This is a genomic window from Isoptericola sp. NPDC057559 (assembly GCF_042801555.1).
Classification (GTDB): Bacteria; Actinomycetota; Actinomycetes; order Actinomycetales; family Cellulomonadaceae; genus Isoptericola.
In genome coordinates, this window is record NZ_JBHVFQ010000007.1 from 1 (window position 1) to 21,543 (window position 21,543).

General features: G+C 75.2%; 20 protein-coding genes. 12 read left to right on the forward strand and 8 right to left on the reverse strand.

The annotated features are described in order from the left end of the window. The 3 genes from ACFU5J_RS09030 to ACFU5J_RS09040 form a co-directional block, all read left to right on the forward strand. A partial coding sequence (locus ACFU5J_RS09030) for a hypothetical protein (protein WP_430578510.1) occupies window positions 1–1,132 on the forward strand: 1,132 nt, incomplete at its 5' end. Then, on the forward strand, window positions 1,129–1,821 hold the full coding sequence (locus ACFU5J_RS09035; protein WP_430576699.1) for a hypothetical protein: 693 nt from the start codon (window positions 1,129–1,131) through the stop codon (window positions 1,819–1,821). The genes ACFU5J_RS09030 and ACFU5J_RS09035, both read left to right, overlap by 4 nt. Before the next feature lie 107 nt (window positions 1,822–1,928). Next, window positions 1,929–2,372 carry an OsmC family peroxiredoxin gene (locus ACFU5J_RS09040; protein WP_430576698.1) on the forward strand — a complete coding sequence of 148 codons (444 nt, stop codon included), beginning with the start codon at window positions 1,929–1,931 and terminating at the stop codon, window positions 2,370–2,372. 100 nt (window positions 2,373–2,472) lie between these two features. Here the strand turns inward: ACFU5J_RS09040 and ACFU5J_RS09045 are convergent, their stop codons facing one another. Beyond that, on the reverse strand, window positions 2,473–3,105 hold the full coding sequence (locus tag ACFU5J_RS09045; RefSeq protein WP_430576697.1) for an NAD(P)H-dependent oxidoreductase: 633 nt from the start codon (window positions 3,103–3,105) through the stop codon (window positions 2,473–2,475). 110 nt (window positions 3,106–3,215) lie between these two features. Here ACFU5J_RS09045 and ACFU5J_RS09050 point away from each other — a divergent pair, with 110 nt between their 5' ends. Further along, window positions 3,216–3,764 carry a MarR family winged helix-turn-helix transcriptional regulator gene (locus ACFU5J_RS09050; RefSeq protein ID WP_430576696.1) on the forward strand — a complete coding sequence of 183 codons (549 nt, stop codon included), beginning with the start codon at window positions 3,216–3,218 and terminating at the stop codon, window positions 3,762–3,764. Here ACFU5J_RS09050 and ACFU5J_RS09055 read toward each other — a convergent pair. Next, window positions 3,744–4,805 (reverse strand): NAD-dependent epimerase/dehydratase family protein, encoded by a 1,062-nt coding sequence (locus ACFU5J_RS09055; protein WP_430576695.1) that lies wholly within the window; start codon window positions 4,803–4,805, stop codon window positions 3,744–3,746. The genes ACFU5J_RS09050 and ACFU5J_RS09055 overlap by 21 nt on opposite strands. 147 nt (window positions 4,806–4,952) lie before the next feature. Between ACFU5J_RS09055 and ACFU5J_RS09060 the strand changes: the two genes are divergently transcribed. From ACFU5J_RS09060 to ACFU5J_RS09075, 4 genes are all read left to right on the forward strand, one after another. After that, the gene (locus ACFU5J_RS09060; RefSeq protein ID WP_430578511.1) at window positions 4,953–5,927 is read left to right on the forward strand and encodes an ATP-binding cassette domain-containing protein; all 975 of its coding nucleotides are present in this window, start codon (window positions 4,953–4,955) and stop codon (window positions 5,925–5,927) included. Beyond that, window positions 5,924–6,754, forward strand: coding sequence for an ABC transporter permease (locus ACFU5J_RS09065; RefSeq protein ID WP_430578512.1), 831 nt, complete (start codon window positions 5,924–5,926; stop codon window positions 6,752–6,754). The genes ACFU5J_RS09060 and ACFU5J_RS09065 overlap by 4 nt, the downstream gene beginning before the upstream one ends. A gap of 111 nt (window positions 6,755–6,865) precedes the next feature. After that, window positions 6,866–7,921 (forward strand): TetR/AcrR family transcriptional regulator, encoded by a 1,056-nt coding sequence (locus ACFU5J_RS09070; protein ID WP_430578513.1) that lies wholly within the window; start codon window positions 6,866–6,868, stop codon window positions 7,919–7,921. Window positions 7,922–8,124: 203 nt separating this feature from the next. Beyond that, on the forward strand, window positions 8,125–11,085 hold the full coding sequence (locus ACFU5J_RS09075; protein ID WP_430578589.1) for an FAD-binding and (Fe-S)-binding domain-containing protein: 2,961 nt from the start codon (window positions 8,125–8,127) through the stop codon (window positions 11,083–11,085). A 3-nt stretch (window positions 11,086–11,088) separates the two neighbouring features. Here ACFU5J_RS09075 and ACFU5J_RS09080 read toward each other — a convergent pair whose 3' ends face one another. Then, window positions 11,089–11,733 (reverse strand): TetR/AcrR family transcriptional regulator, encoded by a 645-nt coding sequence (locus ACFU5J_RS09080; protein ID WP_430578514.1) that lies wholly within the window; start codon window positions 11,731–11,733, stop codon window positions 11,089–11,091. A gap of 102 nt (window positions 11,734–11,835) precedes the next feature. On the opposite strand from ACFU5J_RS09080, the gene ACFU5J_RS09085 reads away from it, so the two are divergent. Both ACFU5J_RS09085 and ACFU5J_RS09090 read left to right on the forward strand, forming a co-directional pair. Beyond that, window positions 11,836–12,852: a hypothetical protein gene (locus ACFU5J_RS09085; protein WP_430578515.1), complete on the forward strand. Its 1,017-nt coding sequence runs from the start codon at window positions 11,836–11,838 to the stop codon at window positions 12,850–12,852. Continuing rightward, complete coding sequence (locus tag ACFU5J_RS09090; protein WP_430578516.1) at window positions 12,849–15,035, forward strand: YhgE/Pip family protein; 2,187 nt, start codon at window positions 12,849–12,851, stop codon at window positions 15,033–15,035. The genes ACFU5J_RS09085 and ACFU5J_RS09090 overlap by 4 nt, the downstream gene beginning before the upstream one ends. 79 nt (window positions 15,036–15,114) lie before the next feature. Here the strand turns inward: ACFU5J_RS09090 and phoA are convergent, their stop codons facing one another. Then, window positions 15,115–16,521 carry an alkaline phosphatase gene (gene phoA, locus ACFU5J_RS09095; protein ID WP_430578517.1) on the reverse strand — a complete coding sequence of 469 codons (1,407 nt, stop codon included), beginning with the start codon at window positions 16,519–16,521 and terminating at the stop codon, window positions 15,115–15,117. Window positions 16,522–16,749: 228 nt separating this feature from the next. On the opposite strand from phoA, the gene ACFU5J_RS09100 reads away from it, so the two are divergent. Then, window positions 16,750–17,355, forward strand: a complete 606-nt coding sequence (locus tag ACFU5J_RS09100; protein WP_430578518.1) for a nitroreductase family protein — start codon at window positions 16,750–16,752, stop codon at window positions 17,353–17,355. A 12-nt stretch (window positions 17,356–17,367) separates the two neighbouring features. Here ACFU5J_RS09100 and ACFU5J_RS09105 read toward each other — a convergent pair whose 3' ends face one another. Further along, entirely contained in the window at window positions 17,368–18,054 is a 687-nt protein-coding gene (locus ACFU5J_RS09105; RefSeq protein WP_430576686.1) for a hypothetical protein, read from the reverse strand. A 107-nt stretch (window positions 18,055–18,161) separates the two neighbouring features. Continuing rightward, window positions 18,162–19,601 (reverse strand): PLP-dependent aminotransferase family protein, encoded by a 1,440-nt coding sequence (locus tag ACFU5J_RS09110; protein ID WP_430578519.1) that lies wholly within the window; start codon window positions 19,599–19,601, stop codon window positions 18,162–18,164. A gap of 90 nt (window positions 19,602–19,691) precedes the next feature. Between ACFU5J_RS09110 and ACFU5J_RS09115 the strand changes: the two genes are divergently transcribed. Beyond that, on the forward strand, window positions 19,692–20,672 hold the full coding sequence (locus ACFU5J_RS09115) for an aldo/keto reductase (protein ID WP_430578520.1): 981 nt from the start codon (window positions 19,692–19,694) through the stop codon (window positions 20,670–20,672). A gap of 42 nt (window positions 20,673–20,714) precedes the next feature. Here the strand turns inward: ACFU5J_RS09115 and ACFU5J_RS09120 are convergent, their stop codons facing one another. Further along, a complete protein-coding gene (locus tag ACFU5J_RS09120; protein ID WP_430576683.1) occupies window positions 20,715–21,044 on the reverse strand; it encodes a cupin domain-containing protein in 330 nt (109 codons plus the stop codon). Window positions 21,045–21,102: 58 nt separating this feature from the next. Beyond that, the gene (locus ACFU5J_RS09125; protein WP_430578521.1) at window positions 21,103–21,543 is read right to left on the reverse strand and encodes a MarR family winged helix-turn-helix transcriptional regulator; all 441 of its coding nucleotides are present in this window, start codon (window positions 21,541–21,543) and stop codon (window positions 21,103–21,105) included.

Sequence of the window (21,543 nt, forward strand, 5' to 3'; positions counted from 1 at the left end):
TGGGGGAGTACCCCGTGATCAGCCCGCCGAGGCGCCGGTCGTGCTCGGCGGCGCGCCCGGTGGCCGGAGCGGCGCCCAGGAGGGCGCGGCGGGCCGGGAGGCCGCGGGCGACGCGGCCGGGGGCGCCTCGGTGGGCGCGGCCGAGGACAGCGCCGGGAGCACGGCGTCGACCGCCGGGGACGGCCTGCCGAGCTGGTACGACTCCGGCCGCGCGAACTTCCACGGCACGGGCCTGTCCACCGACGGCGGCACCGCCGAGGCGTACGCCTTCGACGCGACGGACGTCGCCACCCGCGAGGGGGCCGCGCGCCTCGCGGACGCGCTCGGCGTCGCCGGGAAGCCGCGCTGGGAGTACGGGTCGTGGGCGGCCGGGCCGCGCGACGGCGACGGGCCCACGATCTGGCTGTCGGTGGACGGCAGCGCCACGTTCTCCTACAACGACCCCGACGCCGACCCGTGGCGGTGCGAGGAGGTCGCGGCCCGCGCCACCGAGGACGGAGGCACCGCGGCCGACGACGACGGCGACGGGTGCGCCGACCGGGACACGACACCGGTCGGGGACAAGGCCGCCCGGCGGGCGCTGACGGACGTCATGACCCGCCTCGGCGTCGACCCGTCGGGGTTCGAGATCGAGGTGGGGGAGCAGACCGAGGACGAGCCGGGCCGCTGGGTCACCGCCTACCAGGTGGTGGACGGCGCCCGCACCGGCGCCCAGTGGAGCGCGACCGTCGGTCCGGAGGGCGTCGCCTGGCTCGACGGCTTCCTCGCCGGCACGACCGACCTGGGGGAGTACCCCGTGATCAGCCCCGCCGAGGCGGTGGACCGGCTCGGCGACCCGCGGTTCTCCGGCTCCGCGTGGCCGGTCACGTACGCCGAGGGGGCGGACTACGCCGAGCCCGAGCAGCCGACGAAGCCCACCGCGCCGCCGGCGCCGCCCGCGGCCGGGGACAAGGTCGACTGGCCCGTGTCCGACGTCGAGATCACCGAGGCGCGGCTCGGCCTCGCGCTGCAGACGCAGACCGGCGGCGCGGTCGCCCTCGTGCCCGCGTACGAGCTGTCCGACGCCGACGGCAACGCCTGGTCGGTGCTCGCCGTCGCCGACGCCTCGACGGACTTCTCCGCGTCCCGATGACCGCGCGCCGGGCGTCGGGCGCCGCCGGCGTCCTGCTGGCGGCGCTCGCGGGCTGCGCGTCGCCGGACGCCGCGTCGCCGACGCCGGGTGTCGTGGTCGCCACGGCGGAGGACTCGTTCCCGACGACGACGGCCGTCGACTGGGTGACCTACGCCGACCACGTCCTCGTCGCCACCGTCGTGGACGAGGCGGAGGCGGTGCGGCCGTGGGAGGACGGGAACCCGGAGGGGGAGCGGTACGTGGCGCGTGAGGTGGCGCTGCGGGTCGACGACCGGCTGTGGAGCGCGGCCGACCCCCGCCACCGCCCGCCCCCGGACCGGTTCTCGATGGCGGCCGCGGGCTCCCTCGACCGCGACGGCGGACGCATCCCCTGGGCGATCGAGGACACCCCGCGGATGGAGGTGGGTCACACGTACGTCGTCGCGCTGGTCTGGCGCCCCGAGGTGGAGGACCCGACGACGCCGACCCCCGCGCACTGGGCCTGGCTCGGCACGGACGCCCTCCTGCCCTACGACGACGGCACCATCGGCGTCGGCGAGCTCGAGGGCGTGGTGCGCGCCGAGCCGAGGGTGGTGCCCGAGGACCATCTGGAGCACTCGTTCGAGGACGCGCTGGCCGGCCGATCGGCCGCCGACCTCGCCGCCCTGCTCGACGCCGCCCGCCCGGTCGAGCGGGAGGCCTACGGCTGACGGTGGCGCCGGGACGTGACCGCCACCACCTGGGAGGTCGCTGTCGCCCGGGGCGCGTGCGGGTTACGGTCGTCGTGACCTGTCCCGGAGCCCGAAGGAGATCTCCTATGTCCACCCGCACCGCACGCACCGCCTGGAACGGCGACATCCAGCAGGGCTCCGGCCGGGTCGAGCTCGCCAGCTCCGGCGTCGGGGCGTTCGACGTCTCCTTCCCCCGTCGCACGGCGGACGCCGCCGAGGGCGTCACCAGCCCGGAGGAGCTCATCGCGGCAGCGCACTCCTCGTGCTTCGCGATGGCGTTCTCGCTCGAGGTCGCGAACGCCGGCGGGACGCCCGGCAAGACCGACGTGACCGCCGACGTCACGCTCACCCCGGCTGCGGGCGGCGGGCTCGAGATCTCGAAGATCACGCTCACCGTCGTCGGCTCGGCCGCGGGCATCGACGCCGACGCCTACCGCGCGGCCGCCGAGGCCGCCAAGGCCGGCTGCCCGGTCTCCAAGGCGCTCGCCGGCGTCGGCGAGATCCTGCTCGACGTGACGTTCGAGGGCTGACGAGGTCGCCCACGCTCCCGCCAGGAGCAACGCACACGGCGAGGTGGTCCGGGCAACCGGGCCACCTCGCCGTCGTCGTGTCCGGGACGCCCCGCGAGGGTCAGAGGGCGGCGAGGGCGCGGCCGGCGGCGACAGCGTCCTGCTCGGCCTGCTTGGCCATGACGGCGGCGACGTCGGTGAACTCGTCGAGGGCGGGGTTGACGCCCACCAGCGTGAACTCGCGCTCGACGACGGTCAGGTCGGCGCGCCACAGGTCCTCGAGGATCCGGCGGAGGTAGTCGGTGTTGTGGTCCCAGCCGGCGCGAGGGCTGCCCTCGCCGTAGGAGCCGCCGCGGGTGGTGACGAGCACGGTGGGCTTGCCCTCGAGCACGGGGACGCCCGCGCCGGCGCCGGTGGTGACGAGGTCGATCCACGTCTTGGCGTGCTGCGAGACGCCGTAGTTGTACAGGGGGAGCGCGAGCAGGAGGGCGTCGGCCGCGCGCACCTCGTCGGCCAGGGCGCCGGCCAGGTCGAGGGCCGCGCGCTGCTCGGGGGTGCGCTCCGCCTCGCCGACGAAGCCGGCGGTGGTCGCCTGTGCCCAGGCGTCGGCGGGCAGGGGGTCCTGCGCGAGGTGCCGGGAGACGACGGACGTGCCGGGTCGGGCGGCCGTGAGCTCGGCCAGGACGGTGTCCGCGAGGGCGGAGCTGGCGGACATGTCGCCCTGGATGCTGGCGTCGACGCGAAGAAGTGTCACGGGTGGTCCCTCCGGTGCGTGGCCGCCGCGGGGCGGGCGGCCATCTTGAACGTTCAATCCGGACGCTACGCCCTCGCGCATTGAATGTTCAAGTCGGCCTAGGATGGGGTATGCCGTCCGCACAGACCGATGCCCCTGCATGGCTCACCGAAGACCAGCAGCAGAGCTGGATGCACGTGGCCGGGATGCTCATGACCCTGCCGGCCGCGCTCGATGCCCAGCTGCGCGCCGACTCCCGCCTCAACCTGTTCGAGTACCACGTGCTCGTCGCCCTCGCCGACGCGCCGGGTCGCACCCTCGGCATGACGGACCTGGCCGCGCTGGCCAACGGTTCGCTGTCGCGGCTCTCGCACGCCGTCGGTCGCCTCGAGCGCGACGGCCTCGTGCGGCGCAGCGCCTGCTCGGACGGGCGGCGGCGTATGGAGGCCTCCCTCACGGACGCCGGCATGACGAGGCTCGTGGCCGCGGCCCCCGGGCACGTCCGCGAGGTGCGGAGGCTGGTGGTCGACGCCCTCGACGCGGGCCAGCTCCAGGCGCTCGGGGCGGCCGCGAGGTCGGTCATGGCGGCGATCGACCCGACGCTGGCCTGCGCCGCGGCGTCCACGGGGACCGGCTGCGCGGAGGTGCTGGAGGAGGCCTCAGCCCAGCAGGGGCGGTGAGCCCGCGCCCGTTCCGGCGATGACGCCCTCCACGGTCTCGCGCAGCACGTCGCGCGGGTCGTGGGTCGGCGCCCAGCGCAGCAGCTCGCGCGCCCGGGTCGCGTCGAGGACGACGTCGGCGCGCGCCATGTCGAACCAGCCCACGTCGATCGGCGCGAGGTGCAGCCGGGACGCGACGGACAGGCCCGTCCGTGCGGTGTCCTGCGAGACGGCGACCTTGCGCCCCCCGGCGAGCACCTCGGCGAGGTCGTCGCCGGTGAGCCAGCCCTCGGGCGCGAGGTTGAACGCCCCGGGGTGCCGGCCGACGACGACGGCGCGGTACGCGTCGGCGGCGTCGTCGGTGTGCATCACCTGCAGGCGCAGCCCGTCGGGCGCGGGGACGGCGGGCAGCAGCGCGCCCTCGGGGGCCCGCTTGGCGGCGAGCCGCAGCGCGCGGGTGCCGAGCGGTCCGAGGAAGTAGCGGCCCAGCTCCGCGCCGGCCTCGCGCTGCAGCATCAGCGCCGGCCGCACCCGGGTCACGACCAGCTGGGGGTACCCGGCCGCGTACTCGTCGAGCATCCGCTCGACGGCGACCTTCTGCACCGAGTACGGGGACGTCGGCACCCCGCGCCGCGGCCAGTCCTCGGCGACCGGGCTGCCGTCGGCGGGGCCGGGGGAGTAGACGCCGGAGGTGGAGCCGAGCACCAGGTGCCGCACGCCCGCCCGCACGACGGCGTCGGCGACGGCGTGCGACCCGTCGAGGTTGAGGCGCCGTGCCTGCGCGGAGCCGCGGGACGACGGCGACGCCCAGGCCAGGTGGATGACGGCGTCCGCCCCGAGGAAGGCCCGGTCGAGCCCGCGGACGACGGCGTCGTGGGTGTCGGTGAGGTCGACGCGGACCCACTCGGCGGCGTCGTGCGGGAAGGAGACGGTGCTGCTGCCGTCCGCCCGGGGGACGCGTCTGGCGACGCCCACGATCGAGGTGACGGCCGGCTCTCGCACCAGGGCTCGCAGCACGGCGGTCCCGACGTTTCCGCTGGCTCCCACGACGACGACGCGCACGGTCCGACCGTAGCCGCGCGGGCGGCGCCGCGCGCGTGCAGCCGGGGCACCCCTGCCGCGTACGAGGCACACGATGTGTATAGCCAACACGGTGTGTATGTCGTACGCTCGTGTACGGCATACACGACGACCAGGAGGGGAACGGCCATGAACGACCCGATGATCGCGGTGCGGGGGCTGGGCAAGTCCTACGGGCGCACCGCCGTCCTGCGCGGCGTCGACCTCGAGGTCCGGCGCGGCGAGATCTTCGCGCTGCTCGGCCCGAACGGCGCCGGCAAGACCACCACCGTCAACATCCTCACCACGCTGGTCCGGCCCGACGCGGGCACGGCCACCATCGCCGGCGCCGACGTCGTGGCGCAGCCCGCCGCGGTCCGCCGCAGCATCGCGCTGACCGGCCAGTACGCGTCGGTCGACGAGTTCCAGACCGGCGAGGAGAACCTCGTCATGATGGCCGACCTCGCGCACCTGCCGCGGCGGGACGTGCACCGTCGGGCCCAGGAGCTGCTGGACCGCTTCGACCTCACCGATGCCGCGCGGCGCCAGGTCGGCACGTACTCGGGCGGCATGCGTCGCCGGCTCGACCTGGCGATCAGCCTGGTCGCCGACCCGGACGTCCTCGTCCTCGACGAGCCCACCACCGGCCTTGACCCGGCGTCCCGCGCCCAGCTGTGGGAGGTGGTCCGGGGCCTGGCCGCCGACGGCACCACCATCCTGCTCACCACGCAGTACCTCGAGGAGGCGGACCGCCTCGCCGACACGATCGCGGTCCTCGCCGAGGGTCGGATCGCCGCCCGCGGCACCGCCGCCGAGCTCAAGGCGCTCGTCGCGGGCGACCACGTGCGCGTCTCCTTCGATGACGCCGCGAGCCTCGCGGCCGCACGCGGGCTGGGCGTCCCGGGCCTCGACCAGGCCGAGGAGGACGCGAAGGCGCTCGCCCTGACGTTCCCGAGCCCCGAGCCCGTCCGGGCCATCCGTGACGTGCTCGACCGGGCGGAGTCCCGCGGCCTCGCCGTCGCCGGGGTGAGCGTCGTCAAGCCGACGCTCGACGACGTCTTCCTCGCCCTGACCAGCGGCACGACCGACCGTTCGACCCGAACCCCCGAGGAGGCCCTGCGATGACCACCACCCTGGCCCCGGCCACGCCCGGTGTGCCCGGCGTGCCCGCCACGACCCGGGTCCGCGGGACGCGCGCGCCCCTGCGCGACGTCGCCACCATGAGCCGTCGGGAGGCGCGGCGCTCGCTGCGCTCGATCGACGGCCTCATCACCGCGTTCGCGCTGCCGGCGCTGATCATGACCGTGTTCGTCGTGATCTTCGGCGGCGCGATCTCCGGCGGCACCGGGGGCGACTACATCGACTACGTGGTGCCCGGCGTGCTCGTGATGTGCCTGGGGATGAACTCGGCGACCGCCGCCATGAGCGTGTCGCAGGACATGACGACGGGCACGATCGACCGCTTCAAGACCCTGCCGATCTTCTCCTCGTCCGCGCTGTGGGGGCACACGGTCGCGAGCGTCGTGCGGAACCTCGCCTCGGCGGCCGTGGTGCTGCTGGTGGCGGTGGCGTACGGGTTCCGGCCCGACGCGGGGCTCGGCGGCTGGCTGGGGTTCGTCGCGTTCGCCGTGCTGGCCGTCCTCACGTTCACCTGGATCAGCGTGACGCTGGGGCTCGTGCTGAGCGTCGAGGCGTCGCAGTCGGTCAACATGATCTTCCTGTTCGTGCCCTACCTGAGCTCCGGGTTCGTGCCGGTCGAGACCATGCCGGACTGGCTGCACGGCTTCGCCGAGCACCAGCCGTTCACCCCGATCATCGAGTCGGTGCGCGGGCTGCTCATGGGCGCGGCCGACGCCGGGACGATCGTCACGGCCTGCGCCTGGCTGGTCGGGTTCCTCGCAGCGAGCATCGTCGCGGGCAGCGTCCTGTACCGCCGTCGGACCGCCCGCTGATCCCCGCGCCCGTGGTGAGTCGGCTCGTGGCCCGGTTCCTCCCCGGGACCGGGCCACGAGCCCGCCCACCACGACGCTGGACCGGCCGGGACGATCGGGGATGATGAGGCCATGACGGACACGCCGGAGACGGACCTGCCCGAGCCGGACCGGTCCGGGACCGACGCTCCGGAGCTCCCGCCGAGCCTCGCCCTCGCGTGGGGCGTGGCCGAGCGCCCGGAGCGGGTGCCGCGCCGCGAGCTCAGCATCGAGCGCATCGTCGAGGCCGCCGTCGAGATCGCCGACGCCGAAGGGCTCGCCGGGGTCTCGATGGCCCGGGTGGCCAAGAGCCTCGGCTTCACCACGATGTCGCTGTACCGGTACGTCACCAGCAAGGACGACCTGCTGCTGCTCATGCAGGAGTCGGCGCTCGACCTGGAGTTCCCGCCGCAGCACGAGCCGGCGGACTGGCGGGCGGAGCTGCGCGAGTGGGCGCTCTTCACGTACGAGCTGTTCCGCGGGCACACCTGGGTGCTGGACGTCCCCGTCACGGGCGCGCCGCTCACCCCGGCGAGCCTGCGCGCCCTCGACGCCGGGCTGCGCGCGCTGCGCTCCACCGCGCTCGGCGACGACGAGAAGATCGCGACGATCCTGCTGCTCAACGGGTACGTCCGGAACGCCGCCGAGCTCAACCGGGACCTGCGGCGGGCCAACAGCGCGGGGACGGACGCCGCCGCCGCGGCCGGCCCCGGACTCGCGGACATGCTGCGGGCCCTCGTCGACGAGGTCCGGTTCCCGTACCTGCGCCCCCTCGTGGAGCGCGGCGCCTACGCCGCCTACCACACGGGGACGCTCGACGACGAGGAGGACGTCGGCTGGGGTCTCGAGCGCACGCTCGACGGCGTCGCCGCGTACGTGGCCGCGCAGGCCGGGCGCGGGCCGGCGCCGGAGGCCCCGCCCGGGAGCGCTCTCCAGGACGCGGGCGTGGCCGAGGCGCTCGCCGTCGCGATGCGGTACTCCTCCGACCCGAAGGTCAAGAAGGCGGCGGCCCGGCGCAAGGAGGCCGACAAGCGCGTGCGCGAGGGCCAGAAGAAGGTGCGAGAGCTCGAGAAGGCGCTGCGCGACGCGCGCAAGGCCGAGGCGGAGGCCGTGCGGGCCGCCAGGGAGCGCGCCGAGCGCGACCGCTGACGCCCCCTTCGAGCACGGGATCCGTATCGCCGAACCGCCCATGGCGACACGGATCGCGTGCTCGCAGGAGGCTCGGACGGCGCGGCGGCGTGGACGCATCGGCGCCCCGCAGGCACCGATGGCAGAATCGGCGCGTGCCAGCCCAGACCCGCACCACCCCGACGCCGGACGAGGGCGCGCAGGTCGCGCCGACCCGTGACGAGGTGGAGTCCGCGGCCCGGCAGGCGGCCGACGAGGCCCGGGAAGCGGTCGCGTCGGCGCTGCGGACGGTGATCGCCGGCGACGTCGACACCAGCTCCCGCCGCCGGGCCGAGTACTCCACGGACGCGTCCAACTACCGCGTCGTCCCCGACGTCGTCGCCTTCCCCCGCAGCTCGCGGGACGTGGAGCGCGGCCTCGAGGTGCTGCGGGAGCTGTCGATCCCGGTGACCGCGCGCGGCGCCGGGACGTCCGTGGCGGGCAACGCGGTGGGCACCGGAGCCGTGCTCGACTTCTCGCGGCACCTGAACCAGGTGGTCCAGGTGGACCCCGCGGCCGGCACGGCCGTCGTCGAGCCGGGCACGGTGATGTCCACGCTGCAGCGCGCGGGCGCCGCCCACGGCCTGCGGTTCGGCCCCGACCCGTCCACGCAGAACCGCGCGACCCTCGGCGGGATGATCGGCAACAACGCCTGCGGCCCGCACGCCGTGGCGTACGGCCGCACGGCCGACAACGTCGTGGAGCTCGACGTCGTCGACGGCCGCGGACGCCGGTTCACCGCGGGCCGCGGCGACGCGACCTTCGCCGCGGTGCCGGGCCTGGCGGACCTGGTGCGCGAGAACCTCGCGCTCATCCGCACGCAGTTCGGCCGGTTCGGGCGGCAGGTGTCGGGCTACTCCCTGGAGCACCTGCTGCCGGAGAACGGCTCCGACCTCGCCAAGGCGCTGGTGGGCACGGAGGGCACGCTCGTCACCGTGCTCGGCGCCACGCTGCGCATGGTGCCGGTGCCGACGGCGCCGACGCTCGTCGTGCTCGGCTACCCCGACATGCCGTCGGCGGCCGACGACGTCCCGCACCTGCTGGGCCACAAGCCCCTCGCGATCGAGGGCCTGGACGCGCGGCTGGTCGACGTCGTCAGGCGGGCCAAGGGGGAGTCGGCGGTGCCGGCCCTGCCCGAGGGCGCGGGCTGGCTGATGATCGAGGTCGGCGGCGCGAGCCAGGACGAGGCCAGCGCGCGGGCCGAGGCGATCGTGACGTCGTCGTCCGCGCTGGCGTCGCTGGTGCTGCCCGCCGGCCCGGACGCCACCAAGATGTGGCAGATCCGGGCCGACGGCGCGGGCCTCGCCGGCCGCACGCCCGCGGGGGAGCAGGCGTGGCCCGGCTGGGAGGACTCGGCCGTGCCGCCCGAGCGGCTCGGCGCGTACCTGCGCGACCTCGAGCAGCTCATGGAGCGTTACGGGGTCGACGGCCTGCCCTACGGGCACTTCGGCGACGGGTGCGTGCACCTGCGCATCGACATCCCGCTGTCGACGTCGGGCTCCGTGCTGCGCACCTTCATGACCGACGCCGCGCGCCTCGTCGCGTACCACGGGGGCTCGCTGTCGGGGGAGCACGGCGACGGCCGCGCCCGCTCCGAGCTGCTGCCGCTGATGTACTCGCCCGAGGCGATCGCGCTGATGGAGCGGGTCAAGGCGCTCTTCGACCCCGAGGACCTGCTCAACCCGGGCGTCGTGGTGCGGCCCGCGGCGGTGGACGCCGACCTGCGCCGGCCGGCCGCGACCGCCGTGCCGTCGACGGCGCCGCTGGGGGAGCGGGGTCTCGCCGGCCCCGGCCCGCTGCGCGGCATCGCGAAGAAGACCGGCCACCTCGGCTTCGCCTTCGCGCACGACCACCACGACCTCACGACGGCCGTGCACCGCTGCGTCGGCGTCGGCAAGTGCCGGGCCGACAACCATGCCTCGGGCGGGTTCATGTGCCCCAGCTATCAGGCGACGAAGGACGAGAAGGACGTCACCCGCGGCCGCGCGCGCGTGCTCCAGGAGGCGGTCAACGGCACCCTCGTCGGCGGGCTCACCGCGCCGGAGGTGCGCGAGTCGCTCGACCTGTGCCTGAGCTGCAAGGCGTGCTCGTCCGACTGCCCGGCGGGCGTCGACATGGCGCAGTACAAGTCCGAGGTGCTGCACCGTACGTACAAGGGCAAGCTCCGCCCGGTGGACCACTACGCGCTGGGCTGGCTGCCGCGCTGGGCGCGCCTGGCCGGCGGGATGCCGCGGTTCGTCAACGGGCTGCTCGGCGTGCCGTGGATCGCCAAGGCGGTGCTGTGGGCGGGTGGCATGGACACGCGGCGCCAGGTGCCGCAGTTCGCCGAGATCCCGTTCCGCACCTGGTGGAAGCGCGGCTGGGCGTCGCACGGCGTGCCCGGCCTGGGTGCCGGCCAGAAGCCGGGCGACCTGCCCGACCGGGAGCGGCCGAGGGTCGTGCTCTGGGCGGACTCGTTCAGCGACGCGCTCGCGCCGTCCGTGCCGCAGGCCGCGGTGAAGGTGCTGACCGACGCCGGCTACGACGTCATCGTGCCCGACCAGCAGGCGTGCTGCGGCCTCACGTGGATCTCGACGGGCCAGCTCGACGGAGCGCGCCGCCGGCTGTCGCAGCTGCTGTCCGTGCTCGGCCCCTACGCCGTGAACGGCATCCCGATCCTCGGGCTGGAGCCGTCGTGCACCGCGGTGCTGCGCTCCGACCTGCTGGACCTGTTCCCGGACGACCCGCGCGCCCGCGCCGTCGCCGACGCCACCCGCACGCTGGCGGAGCTGCTGACCTCCCCGGACACGGCCCCCGACGCGGCGTGGCAGATCCCCGACCTGTCGGACGTCACGGCCGTCGTGCAGCCGCACTGCCACCAGCACGCGGTGATGGGCTTCTCCGCCGACGAGGCGCTGCTGCGCGCCGCCGGCGCCGACGTCAAGGTGCTGGCCGGATGCTGCGGCCTGGCCGGCAACTTCGGCATGCAGAAGGGCCATTACGACGTGTCGGTGGCCGTGGCCGAGAACGCGCTGCTGCCCGCGCTGCGCGAGCGCGCGGAGGGCACGGAGTACATCGCCGACGGGTTCTCCTGCCGCACGCAGGCGCTGCAGCTCGAGGGCGTGGGCGGCAAGGCCCTCGTGGAGGTCATCGCCGAGCGGCTCTGACCGCTATCCGTCCGACCGGCGGACGATGGCGAGGACGCCGGCGCGGGCGGGCTCGGGCAGCTCCGGCACGAGGACGACGAGCGACTGCAGCAGCAGCAGCTCGAGCTCCTCGCGCGTGATGCCGCTGCCGCCCAGCCACGCGGCCGTGACGTTCTCGACCAGCGCCACCCACCCCCGCGCCAGCAGCTGCAGGCGGCCGCTCGGGGTGAAGCCGATGACGCCGGCGGTGGTCGTCATGCGCCCGACCAGGGCCGACCGCACGTCCTGCAGGGCCGCCTCGGTGACCTCGTCCCCCGCGAGGGCGCCGCGCCAGATGTCCTCCCACACGCGCCGGTGCGCGGTGACGGAGCCCAGGAACAGGGCCATCGCGTGCGCCGGGCGGTCGGCGAGGGGACGATCGTCGGGTGCCAGCAAGGTCTGCTCGAGGTCGGACACCGCCTCGAGCGCGACCGCGCGCCGGAGCCCCGCCGTCGAGCCGAAGTAGTGGAAGACCAACGCCTTCGACGCCCCGGCACGCGCGCCGACCGACGCGGGGGTCAGGGAGTCCAGCCCGTCCTCGGCGGCGGCCGCGGTGGCCACGGCCAGCAGTTCGCGGCGCCGGTCGGACGGCTCGCGGCGGGTCCGGGAGCGCGGGGTGGCGGGGGTCATGGCCACAGTTGTACGGCGTTATTGACCGCTAGTCAACACCGGCCGTAGAGTTGTTGATCGCAGGTCAACAGTGCGTCGCGTGCGGCGGGGACAGGAGCAGGGGTGCAGATCACGCTGAGCGGGGTTCGGGTCGAGGGGCGGCGCGAGCCGATGCTGGAGGCGACCGACCTCGCCTGGTCCGCGGGGGAGTGCCTGCTCGTGGCCGGCGAGCCCGGGCACGGGCACACCGCGCTCGCGCTCGTCGCGACCGGCCGGTTCGCGCCCTCCGACGGCGCCGTGCGCCTCGACGGCAACGTCGTGCCGGCGTCCGTGCTGCGTGCGCGCACCGCGGTCGTCGACGTGCCGGGCATCAGCGAGCCCGACGACGCCCTGTCGCTGGCCGACGTCGTGGCCGAGGGCCTCGCCCTCGCGGGCCGCCGTTCGCTCCCGCGCGACGTCACGCGGTGGCTCGAGGAGCGCTCCCTCACCGAGGAGCGCGGCAAGCGCGTGGACCAGCTCTCGGGCGCCGTGCGCACCGCCGTCCTCGCGGCGCTGGCCGCCGAGAACCCGGACGTGCGGTTCGTCGTGCTGACGCTGCCCGACCGCCACGGCGGCGAGCCCACCGGATGGTGGGAGACGGCGCGCACGCTCGCCGCCGCCGGCCTCGGGGTGCTCGTCCAGTGCACCCGGTCCTCCGCCCGCGAGCTCGGCGCCGACCTGCCGCCCGCGCGCGGGCAGAGCATGCACGAGCCGCCGCGCGTCGTCCTGCGCGAGACGCCCGGCGCGGCGCCCGAGGCGCCCGCGCCGTCCGGCGACGAGACGGTCGCGCTGCCCGTCGCGGCCCCGCTCCCCGAGGCGACCGCCGTCCTGCCCGCGGTCGCGACCGAGCCCGAGCCGGAGGCTGAGCGCGAGCCGGAGCCGGAGGCCGTGCCCGAGGAGGAGGTCGAGGACGAGCTCGAGCCGTCGCCCGACCCGGACCCCCGCGCCGAGGAGGACCTCGAGGACACCGTGCCCGTCGTCGGGCGGCACCACCACGAGGGCCCGCCCGACGACGTCCCGACCGACGTCCCGACCGATGTCCAAGACGCCCGACAGGCCGACCAGGCCCCGACCGACGAGACCCAGGAGGAGGCCCGATGACCGCGATCCGGCTCGCGCTGTCCGAGCTGCGCCGCCTCGCGGCCGGCCGGCTCCCCAAGCTCGCCATCCTCGCGATGGCGCTGATCCCCACGCTGTACGCGGGGCTGTACCTGTTCGCCAACCACGACCCGTACGGGCAGCTCGACCAGGTGCCGGCGGCCGTCGTCGTGCAGGACGAGGGCACCACCACGACGGACGCGGAGACGGGGGAGAAGACGGAGCGGGACTTCGGCCGGGACGTCGCGGACCAGCTGCTCGACGACGGCGGGTTCGGCTGGGTCGAGACCTCCCAGGCGGACGCGGAGGCGGGCGTGCGCTCCGGGCGCTACGACGCGGCGCTCATCATCGGGCCGACGTTCTCGGCCGACCTGGCGTCGGCGGGCGAGTTCGAGCCGCAGCAGGCCAGCCTGACCCTCATCACCAACGACGCGAACAACTACCTCGCGGGCACGATCTCGGACACGATCGTCGGGAAGGTGCGGGACTCGATCGCGGAGGAGGTCGGCACCGAGGCGGCCGACACGTTCCTGCGCGGCTTCGCGTCCATCCACACCAACCTCGCGGACGCGGTGGACGGCGCGAAGAAGCTCCTCAAGGGCGCGACCACGCTGGACGACGGCCTCGCGGACGCGGACGACGGCGCGCACACGCTCGCCGACGGCGCGCAGCAGGCCGCCGACGGTGCCGCGACGCTGGACGGCAAGGTCGGCACCCTCGCCTCCGCGGTCGGGCAGCTCGACGACGGCGCGGGGCAGCTCGCGACCGGCCTCGGCCAGCTGCAGGACAAGACCGCGGACCTGCCCGCCCAGACCGAGAAGCTGTCCGACGGCGCGGCGCAGGTGGCCGACGGGAACGCGCAGGTGGCGCAGTACGGCCGGGAGGCGGCGGACGCCGCCGGGCAGGTGCTGCCGACCCTCGACGGCGCCCGCTCCGACGCGGCGGACGCCCTCGACCAGGGGCGGGCCGACGTCGAGACGAGGCTCGACGACCTGTGCGCGTCCATCCCCGACGGCGCGGACGGCTCCGACCTCGCGGCACAGTGCGCCCAGCTGCGGTCCGACGTGCTCGACCGCCTCGACACGACGCGGGCCGACGTCGACGGCGCCCTGGACACGCAGCGCGACGACGTCAAGGGCGCGGTGTCGAAGGTCGAGGGCGCCTCGGCCAAGCTCGACCAGCTCGCGGACGGGTCCCGGCAGGTGGCGGACGGCGCGGCGACGCTGGCGGGCGCGACGCCGCAGCTCACCGCGGGCATCGCGTCGGCGGCGAGCGGCGCGGACCGCCTCGCGGACGGCACGGGCCAGCTCGCCGCGGCCACGCCCGCCCTCGTCGACGGGGTGCACCGGCTCGCCGACGGCACGGGCCAGGTCTCCGACGGGGCCGCGGACCTGGCGGCCGGCACGACCAAGCTCTCCGACGGCTCGGGCGAGCTGAAGAGCGGCGTGAAGCAGCTCCGCGACGGGCTGGCGGAGGGCCTCGGGCAGGTCCCCGACCTCGACGACCAAACGCGCGAGGACACGGCGTCCACCATCGGCAACCCGCTCGAGGTGCGCAACGACGCCCTGTCGTCGGCGGGCACCTACGGCGCCGGGCTCGCCCCGTTCTTCCTGTCGCTGGCCACGTGGATCGGCGCGTACGTGCTGTTCCTGCTCGTGCGGCCGCTGTCGACGCGGGCGCTCGCGGCGGGCCGGTCCGCCCTGGCCACGGCGCTGGGCGGCTGGGCCACGCCCGCCGCGATCGGCGTCGTGCAGGTGGCGGCGATGTTCGCGGTGACGAAGTTCGCGCTCGACATCCAACCGGCGCACGGCCTCTTCACGGCGCTGTTCCTGGTGCTGGTCTCGGCGACCTTCGTCGCGGTCCTGCAGGCGCTGAACGTGTGGCTGGGCGCAGCGGGCCAGTTCCTCGGCCTCGTCCTCATGCTGGTGCAACTCGTCACCGCGGGCGGCACGTTCCCGTGGCAGACCATCCCGCAGCCGCTCAAGGCGATGCACCAGTTCATGCCCATGACGTACGCCGTCGAGGGGCTGCGCCAGCTGCTGTACGGAGGCAACCTCGCGACCGTCTCCCGCGACGTCACCGTGCTGCTCGGCGTCCTCGTCGTCGCCCTCGGCCTCACGACGCTCGCCGCCCGCAGGCAGCGCGTGTGGACGGTGACCAAGCTGCAGCCGGAGCTCGTCCTCTGACGCCCGACGACCAGGCAGCCGTGCGCTCCCGGGGACTCCCGGGCGCGCACGGCTGCGTGGTCGGTCGGGGCCGGCCCGGTCAGCCCAGGCCGAGCGCGTGCTTGATCGTGTAGAAGACGTCCGTCTGGTCGGTCAGGCCGACGACGTTCGCCGCCTGCGGCCCGTAGCCCGCGATGCGGACCTGGGTGCCGGTGTGCTCCTGCGAGCCACCCTCCTCGGCGGTGCCGTAGGCGACGGTCATCGGCTGGCCCTCGGTGGTGGTCAGCGTCCGGGTCAGGCCCGGGGTCGTGGACCCGGCCGAGACGATCTGGCTGGAGTGCCCGTGGTCGGCCGAGACGAGGACGAGGGTGTTGCCGTCCTTCTTCGCGAAGTCGAGGGCGACCTGCACGGCGTCGTCGAAGCCGACGGTCTCGCCGATCTGGGCGCACGGGTTGGCGGCGTGGTCCTGCTTGTCGATGCTCGCGCCCTCGACCTGGAGGAAGAAGCCGTCCTTCTTCTTGCCGGCCTTGGTGTCGAGCAGGTCGATGGCCTTGGAGGTCATCGTGTCGAGCGACGGCACGTCGGCGGTGTGGTCCGGGTTGACACCGCACGTGACGGGGGCCTCGGCACCACCGGTGTGGGTGGCGGCGGGGCCGGCCCACTCGGTCGGCATGTTGCCCGGCGAGAACAGCCCGAGGACCGGGGCGTCCTGGTCGGCCGTCGTCACCCGGTCGAGCTTCTTGGCGGTCGTGACGACGGTGAAGCCGCGGTCCTTCGCCTGCCTGAGGAGGGTCTTGCCCTTGTACTCGCCGGCGGTCGCCTTGTCCTGGAAGTACTGCGCACCGCCACCGAGGACGACGTCGGGGCGGGTGTCGAGGGCCTGCTCGGTGATGGAGCCGGCGCCGCCGTTCTCGAGCGCGTTCTCGGGGCAGTCCTTCATGCGCGTGGGCGAGTAGCAGCCGCGCGCCGTGACGTGCGACATCTGCACGGCCGGGGTGGCGTCCTGGATCTCTGCCGTGGTGACGTTGCCGGTGCGCAGCCCGTCGGCCTTGGCGAGCTCGAGGAGGGTCTCCTGCGGGGTGCCCTCCACGTCCACCGAGATCGCGCCGTTGTACGTCTTGGTGCCGGTGGCCCAGCCCGAGCCGGACGCCGCGGAGTCCGTCACGTAGTCGGGCCTGCCGTTCGCCTTGTCGAGGGCGTAGGTCGTGTACTGGCCGGTCAGCGGCAGGGCGTCGATGCCCGGGAGCTCCCCGGCGGCGCCGTACTGGTAGTTGCGGGCGAGGGTGATCTCCGAGTCGCCCATGCCGTCGCCGATGAGCAGGATGACGTTCTGAGCCTTGCCGGACCTGATCTGCTTGCGGACCTGGGCGCTCTGGTCGCCGTCGAGGCGGCGCGCGTCGCCGTGCCCCGTGAGGTCGTGGGTGAGCGCGTAGCTGGTGGCTCCGCCGAGCAGGAGCGTGCCGACGAGCGCGGTGGCGAGGGTGGTGCGGCGTGCGGTCTTGCGCACGGGAGGCCTCCTGGGTGGACGTGTCGGCGGACGTGCCGTCGTGGGCGGTGGACACCGCCCGGGTGAAGGCAAGCGCGCGCAGGTGTCGGCACGGTGACCACCACCCGTTGTCCGGGGAAACAGTGTGTGGCGCCGAGGGCCGCGGCCGGACGCCGAACAGGCGGTGGTGCACGCTCTGACCGCCCAGAGCGTGCACCACCGCCTGTTCGGCGGGGGCAGGATGGGCGCGTGGAGTTCCAGGACGTGGTGCGACGACGGCGGATGGTGCGGCGGTTCACGGACGAGCCCGTGGCCCCCGAGACGGTGGAGCGGCTGGTGCGCAATGCCGTGCGGGCCCCCAGCGCGGGGTTCTCGCAGGGCTGGTCGTTCCTCGTGCTGACGGAGCCGGCGGACCGCGAGCGGTTCTGGGCGGCGGCGACGCCGGACGCGTCGCAGCGCGACATGTCCGCGTGGCTCGCGGGGATGCGCACCGCGCCCGTGCTGGTCGTGGTGCTGTGCTCGAAGGAGGCCTACCTCCGCCGGTACGCCGAGGACGACAAGGGCTGGACCGACCGCGACGAGGCGCGCTGGCCCGTGCCCTACTGGCACGTCGACGCGGGCATGGCGTCGCTGCTCATGCTGCAGACCGCCGTCGACGAGGGCCTCGGCGCCTGCTTCTTCGGCATCGGCGCCGGCGAGGTGTCGGCCTTCCGCGCGGCGTTCGGCGTCCCCGACGCGTGGATCCAGACCGGCGTCGTCGCGGTGGGCCACCCGGCCGACGGCGGCGCGCAGGGCTCGCCCGCGCGGCGGCGCCGCAAGCCGCTGGAGGAGGTCGTGCACCGCGGGCGATGGTGACCGCCATCCCGACTAGTGCCGGAGCCTGTGCTGCGCCTTGAGGAACGCTGCCTCGGTGGCGTCGTCCCACGATGCGCTGGCGGAGACCTCGAGGGCACGCTGGATCGCGCTCACGGTCCGGTCGTGGTGGGCGCGCTCGACGTCTCCCCACTCGCCGGTGACGGGCGCCCCGACGGCGCGCTGGGCCACCCGCTTCCCGTGCGGAAACTTCTCCCCGTGCATGCGGGAGGCCATGCGGACGGCGGTGAGGCGACGGTCGGTGCGCACGCCCCAGAGGTTGTCGCGGCGGCGCGGCCCGAAGTGCACCGCCCGCTGGAGACGCCAGGCGAGCAGCCCGCCGGTGGCCGCCGCCTTCAGGCCCTTGCCGACGTTCGAGGTGGAGCCGCAGTCGGCGTGCAGGTGGTCCTTGTGGTGCGAGGCCGACCCCTCCGTGCCGTCGCGCGCGTAGATGACGCCGAGGCCCATCGAGCTCGCGACGTCGAGCGCATGGAGCAGCGGCTCGCGCTCCTCGGGTGGCGCACCCGGAGAGCCGAAGTTGATGTCGCCGGCGAGCCCGTCGAAGTGCCACGAGCCCGGGGCGTGGACGGGGTGCACGCCACCGAAGTCGGGGTGCTCGCTCACCCGGTAGTCGTTCGTGTCGGCCCACCTCAGGAACTTGTCGAGGGTCGACGACTTCGCCTTCTGCGGTCCGAGGGCCATGGCCCGACCTCTCTCGCCGGCCCCACGCGCGGGGGCCTCCCGGTGCCCCCTCTCCAGTGTGGGCCGGGGGGTGGGGGCGCGACGGGGTGAACTTCGCGCCGTGGGCGTCAGCGGGCCTCGCGCACGGCCGCCGCGAGGCCGGCGACCGCCTCGCCCAGCCGGGCGTCGGCGAGGTTCCCGTACCCGACGACCAGGGCCTCGGCGGGGCCGCCGGGCAGCGGCGCGGCCGTGACGCGGTACCGGCGCACGTCCGCGACCGCGACGTCGCGCGCCGCGGCGGCCCGCACGACGGCGGCCGCGGCGACGCCCTCGGGCAGGCCGAGGACGACGTGCAGCCCGGCCGCCAGGCCGCTCACGGGCAGGCCGGGCAGCGCGGCGTCGAGCGCGTCGAGCAGGGCTGCACGGCGCCGGCGGAAGCGGCCCCGCGCGGCGCGCAGGTGGCGTTCGTAGCCGCCGTCGGACAGGAACCGCGCCAGGGCGAGCTGGTCCACCGTCGACGGCGCCACCCCGTCCGACCGGGCCTCGAGGCGGTCGCGCCACCGGGGCGGCAGCACCAGCCAGCCCAGCCCGAACGCGGGCGAGACGGTCTTGCTGAGCGACCCGACCAGCGCCACGCGTCCCGGGTCGTGACCCTGCAGCGCGGCCACGGGGCGCCGGTCATAGCGGAACTCGGCGTCGTAGTCGTCCTCGACGACCAGCCCGTCCACGGCCCGCGCCCACGACACGAGCGCGTCCCGCCGGTCGGGTGCGAGGGCGACGCCCGTGGGGAACTGGTGCGCCGGCGTCACCAGGGCGGCCCGCGCGCCCGTGCGGGCCCCCGCCGCGACGAGGGCGGCCACGTCCACGCCGCCCGCGTCGACGGGGACCGGGACGGGGACGAGGCCGGCGTCGCGCGCGACGTCGCGCAGCCGCCCCCAGCTCGGGTCCTCGACCAGCAGGGCGCGGTGGCCCGCGGCCCGCAGCGCGCGCACCAGCCGGGCCATGCCGTCGGTCGCGCCGTGGGTGACCAGGACGTCGTCGGCGCCCGCGCAGGTGGAGCGGGCCCGCGCCAGGTAGGCGGCCAGAGCCGCGCGCGTGCCGGGGTGCCCGGCGGGGTCGGGGGCGCCGAGGTCGGTGTCGGGGGCGTCGGCGAGGGCGTCGCGCAGCGCCCGCAGCCACGCCGCCCGCGGCACGTGGCGCAGGTCGGGCACGCCGGGGGCGAGGTCGAGCCGGGCCCGGCCCGCGGCGGGCAGGGCCGGCGCCGCGGGGTGCTTCGGGGTGGCGTGCGCGGCAGCGCCCGCGGCGATCCGCGTGCCGGAGCCGACGCGGGCCTCGCAGAACCCCTCCGCGACGAGCTGCCCGTAGACCTCGGTCACGACCCAGCGGGACACCCCGAGGCTCTCGGCGAGCGCACGGCTCGGGGGCAGCGCCGACCCTGCGGGGACGCGGCCGGCGTGGACGGCGTCGCGCACGGCGCGCTCGAGGCGCGCGACCAGCGGCGCGTCGTCGTCCCCGAGGACGAGCACGGTGTCCCACGCGAGGCGAGGATTGGTCTGGGCGAGCGCCATGTCATTGGACGGTACACCCGGACCGATCGGCACCTAGCGTCAGTGCTGTCAGCCGGCGGGCCACGCCGGCGCCCCACGACAGGAGCACCCATGCGCTACCGCACCCTCGGCGACGGCACCACTTCGTTCGACGTCAGCACCCTGTGCCTCGGCACGATGTGGTTCGGCACGAAGACGGACGAGAAGACGTCGTTCGCCATCCTCGACCGCTTCGTCGAGGCCGGCGGCACCTTCCTCGACACCGCGAACAACTACAACGGCTGGGGCGGCGGGCACGGCCGCGACAGCGAGGACGTCATCGGCCGCTGGATGGCGGCCCGCGGGAACCGTGACCAGCTCCGGCTGGCGACCAAGGCGGGCGCCGCGAAGAAGGACCCGAACCTGCCGCTGCAGAACGTGGCACCCACGAACTTCCAGGGACTCGGCGCCGAGACCGTCGCGTGGGAGGCGCGCGAGAGCCTGCGCCACCTGGGCGTGGACCACATCGACGCCTACTACGGGCACGTCGACGACTACGACACCCCGCTGGCCGAGACCGTCGGCGCGTTCGGCAAGCTCCAGGCGGAGGGGATCATCGGCATCGCCGGCATCTCCAACGTCGCCCTGCACCGCGTGGTCGAGGCCCGCGAGGAGGCCCGTCGCCAGGGCGTCGCGCCCTACGGGCTGGTGCAGCAGAACCTCACCTACCCGTACCCGCGGCCCGACGTCGGCCGGCACAACTGGGCGTCGTACGAGCTGCTCGACTACGCCCGCGCGTCGTCCGAGGCGGGCAGCCCGCTCGCCGTCGTCGCCTACTCGCCGCTCATGCAGGGCGCGCTGGTCCGCGACGACAAGCCGCTGTGGGACGGCTTCGACCACCCCACCACGCACGAGCGGCTGCGCGTGCTGCGGGAGGTGGCGGCCGAGATCGGCGCCACCCCGAACCAGGTGGTGCTCGCCTGGCTGATGGGCGGCGACGTCCCCGTGGTGCCCATCGCGGGCGCGAGCAGCCTCGCCCAGCTCGAGGAGATCCTCGGCGCCGCCGAGCTCGACCTCGACCCGGAGCTGCGCGCGCGCCTCGACGCCGTGTGACCCGACGTCGGACCCCGCGTCAGGACCCGCCGCGGCCGGTCGTCACTCGAGCCACTCGGTGACGAACCGGTCGTTGGCGTGCACGTGCAGCGCCTCGTACACCTCCGGCCCGACCACGGTGAACTTGTGGGGCGTCCCGGCGGGCGCCACGAGGATCTGGCCGCCCACGGCGACCACCTCGTCGTCGCCCACCCGGAACAACGCCCGCCCCGACCGCACGACGAACGTCTCCGTGTACGGGTGCCGGTGCAGGCGTGGGCCGGCGCCGTCGCGGTCGATCCGCTCGAACATCACCGACACGGTCGAGCCGTGGAGGTACCCCTCGAAGTCGGCGCTCGGCAGGGTGGACTGCTCGATCAGCTCGATGCTCATGGCGGGATGGACCGGGACCGGGCGCGGAACTGAGCGGCCCCGGGTGCGGCATCGCCGGCTATCGGTCGGGTCGGAGGTGCCGTGCGAGCACGTCGAGGGCTCGCGTGACCTCGGTCAGCCGGTGCGCGCCGTCCGGTCCGAGCGCGGCGGCGAGGGCCTCCTCGATCCCGGCAGCACGGACCTGGGCCACCCTCTCGGACGCCTGAGCGGCCTGGCGGACGAGGACCCGACGCCGGTCGCCCGGATCGGGGGCGGTCTCGACCGACCCGGCTTCCTTGAGGCGGGCGACGGCCGACGACACCTGGCTCTGCGGCAGCGCGGTGCGGGAGACGATCTCGCTCACCGTGGTGTCGGGGTGGTCGGCGACGTCGCTGGCCACGACGAGCACCATCCGGTCGCTGCCCGGATGGCGGGCGGTCCCGCCGGGGGGTGGCGGCAGGGCCTCTTCGCCGATCTTCATCAGGGCCCGTCCCAGCAGGAACAGCTCGACTCCGTTCAC

Bases quoted from the DNA above. Each gene is read 5' to 3' on its own strand.
- ACFU5J_RS09090 (WP_430578516.1), top strand. From the start codon at position 12,849: ATGACCGCGATCCGGCTCGCGCTGTCCGAGCTGCGCCGCCTCGCGGCC.
- ACFU5J_RS09110 (WP_430578519.1), bottom strand. From the start codon at position 19,601: ATGGCGCTCGCCCAGACCAATCCTCGCCTCGCGTGGGACACCGTGCTC.
- ACFU5J_RS09070 (WP_430578513.1), top strand. From the start codon at position 6,866: ATGACGGACACGCCGGAGACGGACCTGCCCGAGCCGGACCGGTCCGGG.
- ACFU5J_RS09105 (WP_430576686.1), bottom strand. From the start codon at position 18,054: ATGGCCCTCGGACCGCAGAAGGCGAAGTCGTCGACCCTCGACAAGTTC.
- ACFU5J_RS09120 (WP_430576683.1), bottom strand. From the start codon at position 21,044: ATGAGCATCGAGCTGATCGAGCAGTCCACCCTGCCGAGCGCCGACTTC.
- ACFU5J_RS09035 (WP_430576699.1), top strand. From the start codon at position 1,129: ATGACCGCGCGCCGGGCGTCGGGCGCCGCCGGCGTCCTGCTGGCGGCG.
- ACFU5J_RS09040 (WP_430576698.1), top strand. From the start codon at position 1,929: ATGTCCACCCGCACCGCACGCACCGCCTGGAACGGCGACATCCAGCAG.
- ACFU5J_RS09115 (WP_430578520.1), top strand. From the start codon at position 19,692: ATGCGCTACCGCACCCTCGGCGACGGCACCACTTCGTTCGACGTCAGC.
- ACFU5J_RS09050 (WP_430576696.1), top strand. From the start codon at position 3,216: ATGCCGTCCGCACAGACCGATGCCCCTGCATGGCTCACCGAAGACCAG.
- ACFU5J_RS09060 (WP_430578511.1), top strand. From the start codon at position 4,953: ATGAACGACCCGATGATCGCGGTGCGGGGGCTGGGCAAGTCCTACGGG.
- ACFU5J_RS09080 (WP_430578514.1), bottom strand. From the start codon at position 11,733: ATGACCCCCGCCACCCCGCGCTCCCGGACCCGCCGCGAGCCGTCCGAC.
- ACFU5J_RS09065 (WP_430578512.1), top strand. From the start codon at position 5,924: ATGACCACCACCCTGGCCCCGGCCACGCCCGGTGTGCCCGGCGTGCCC.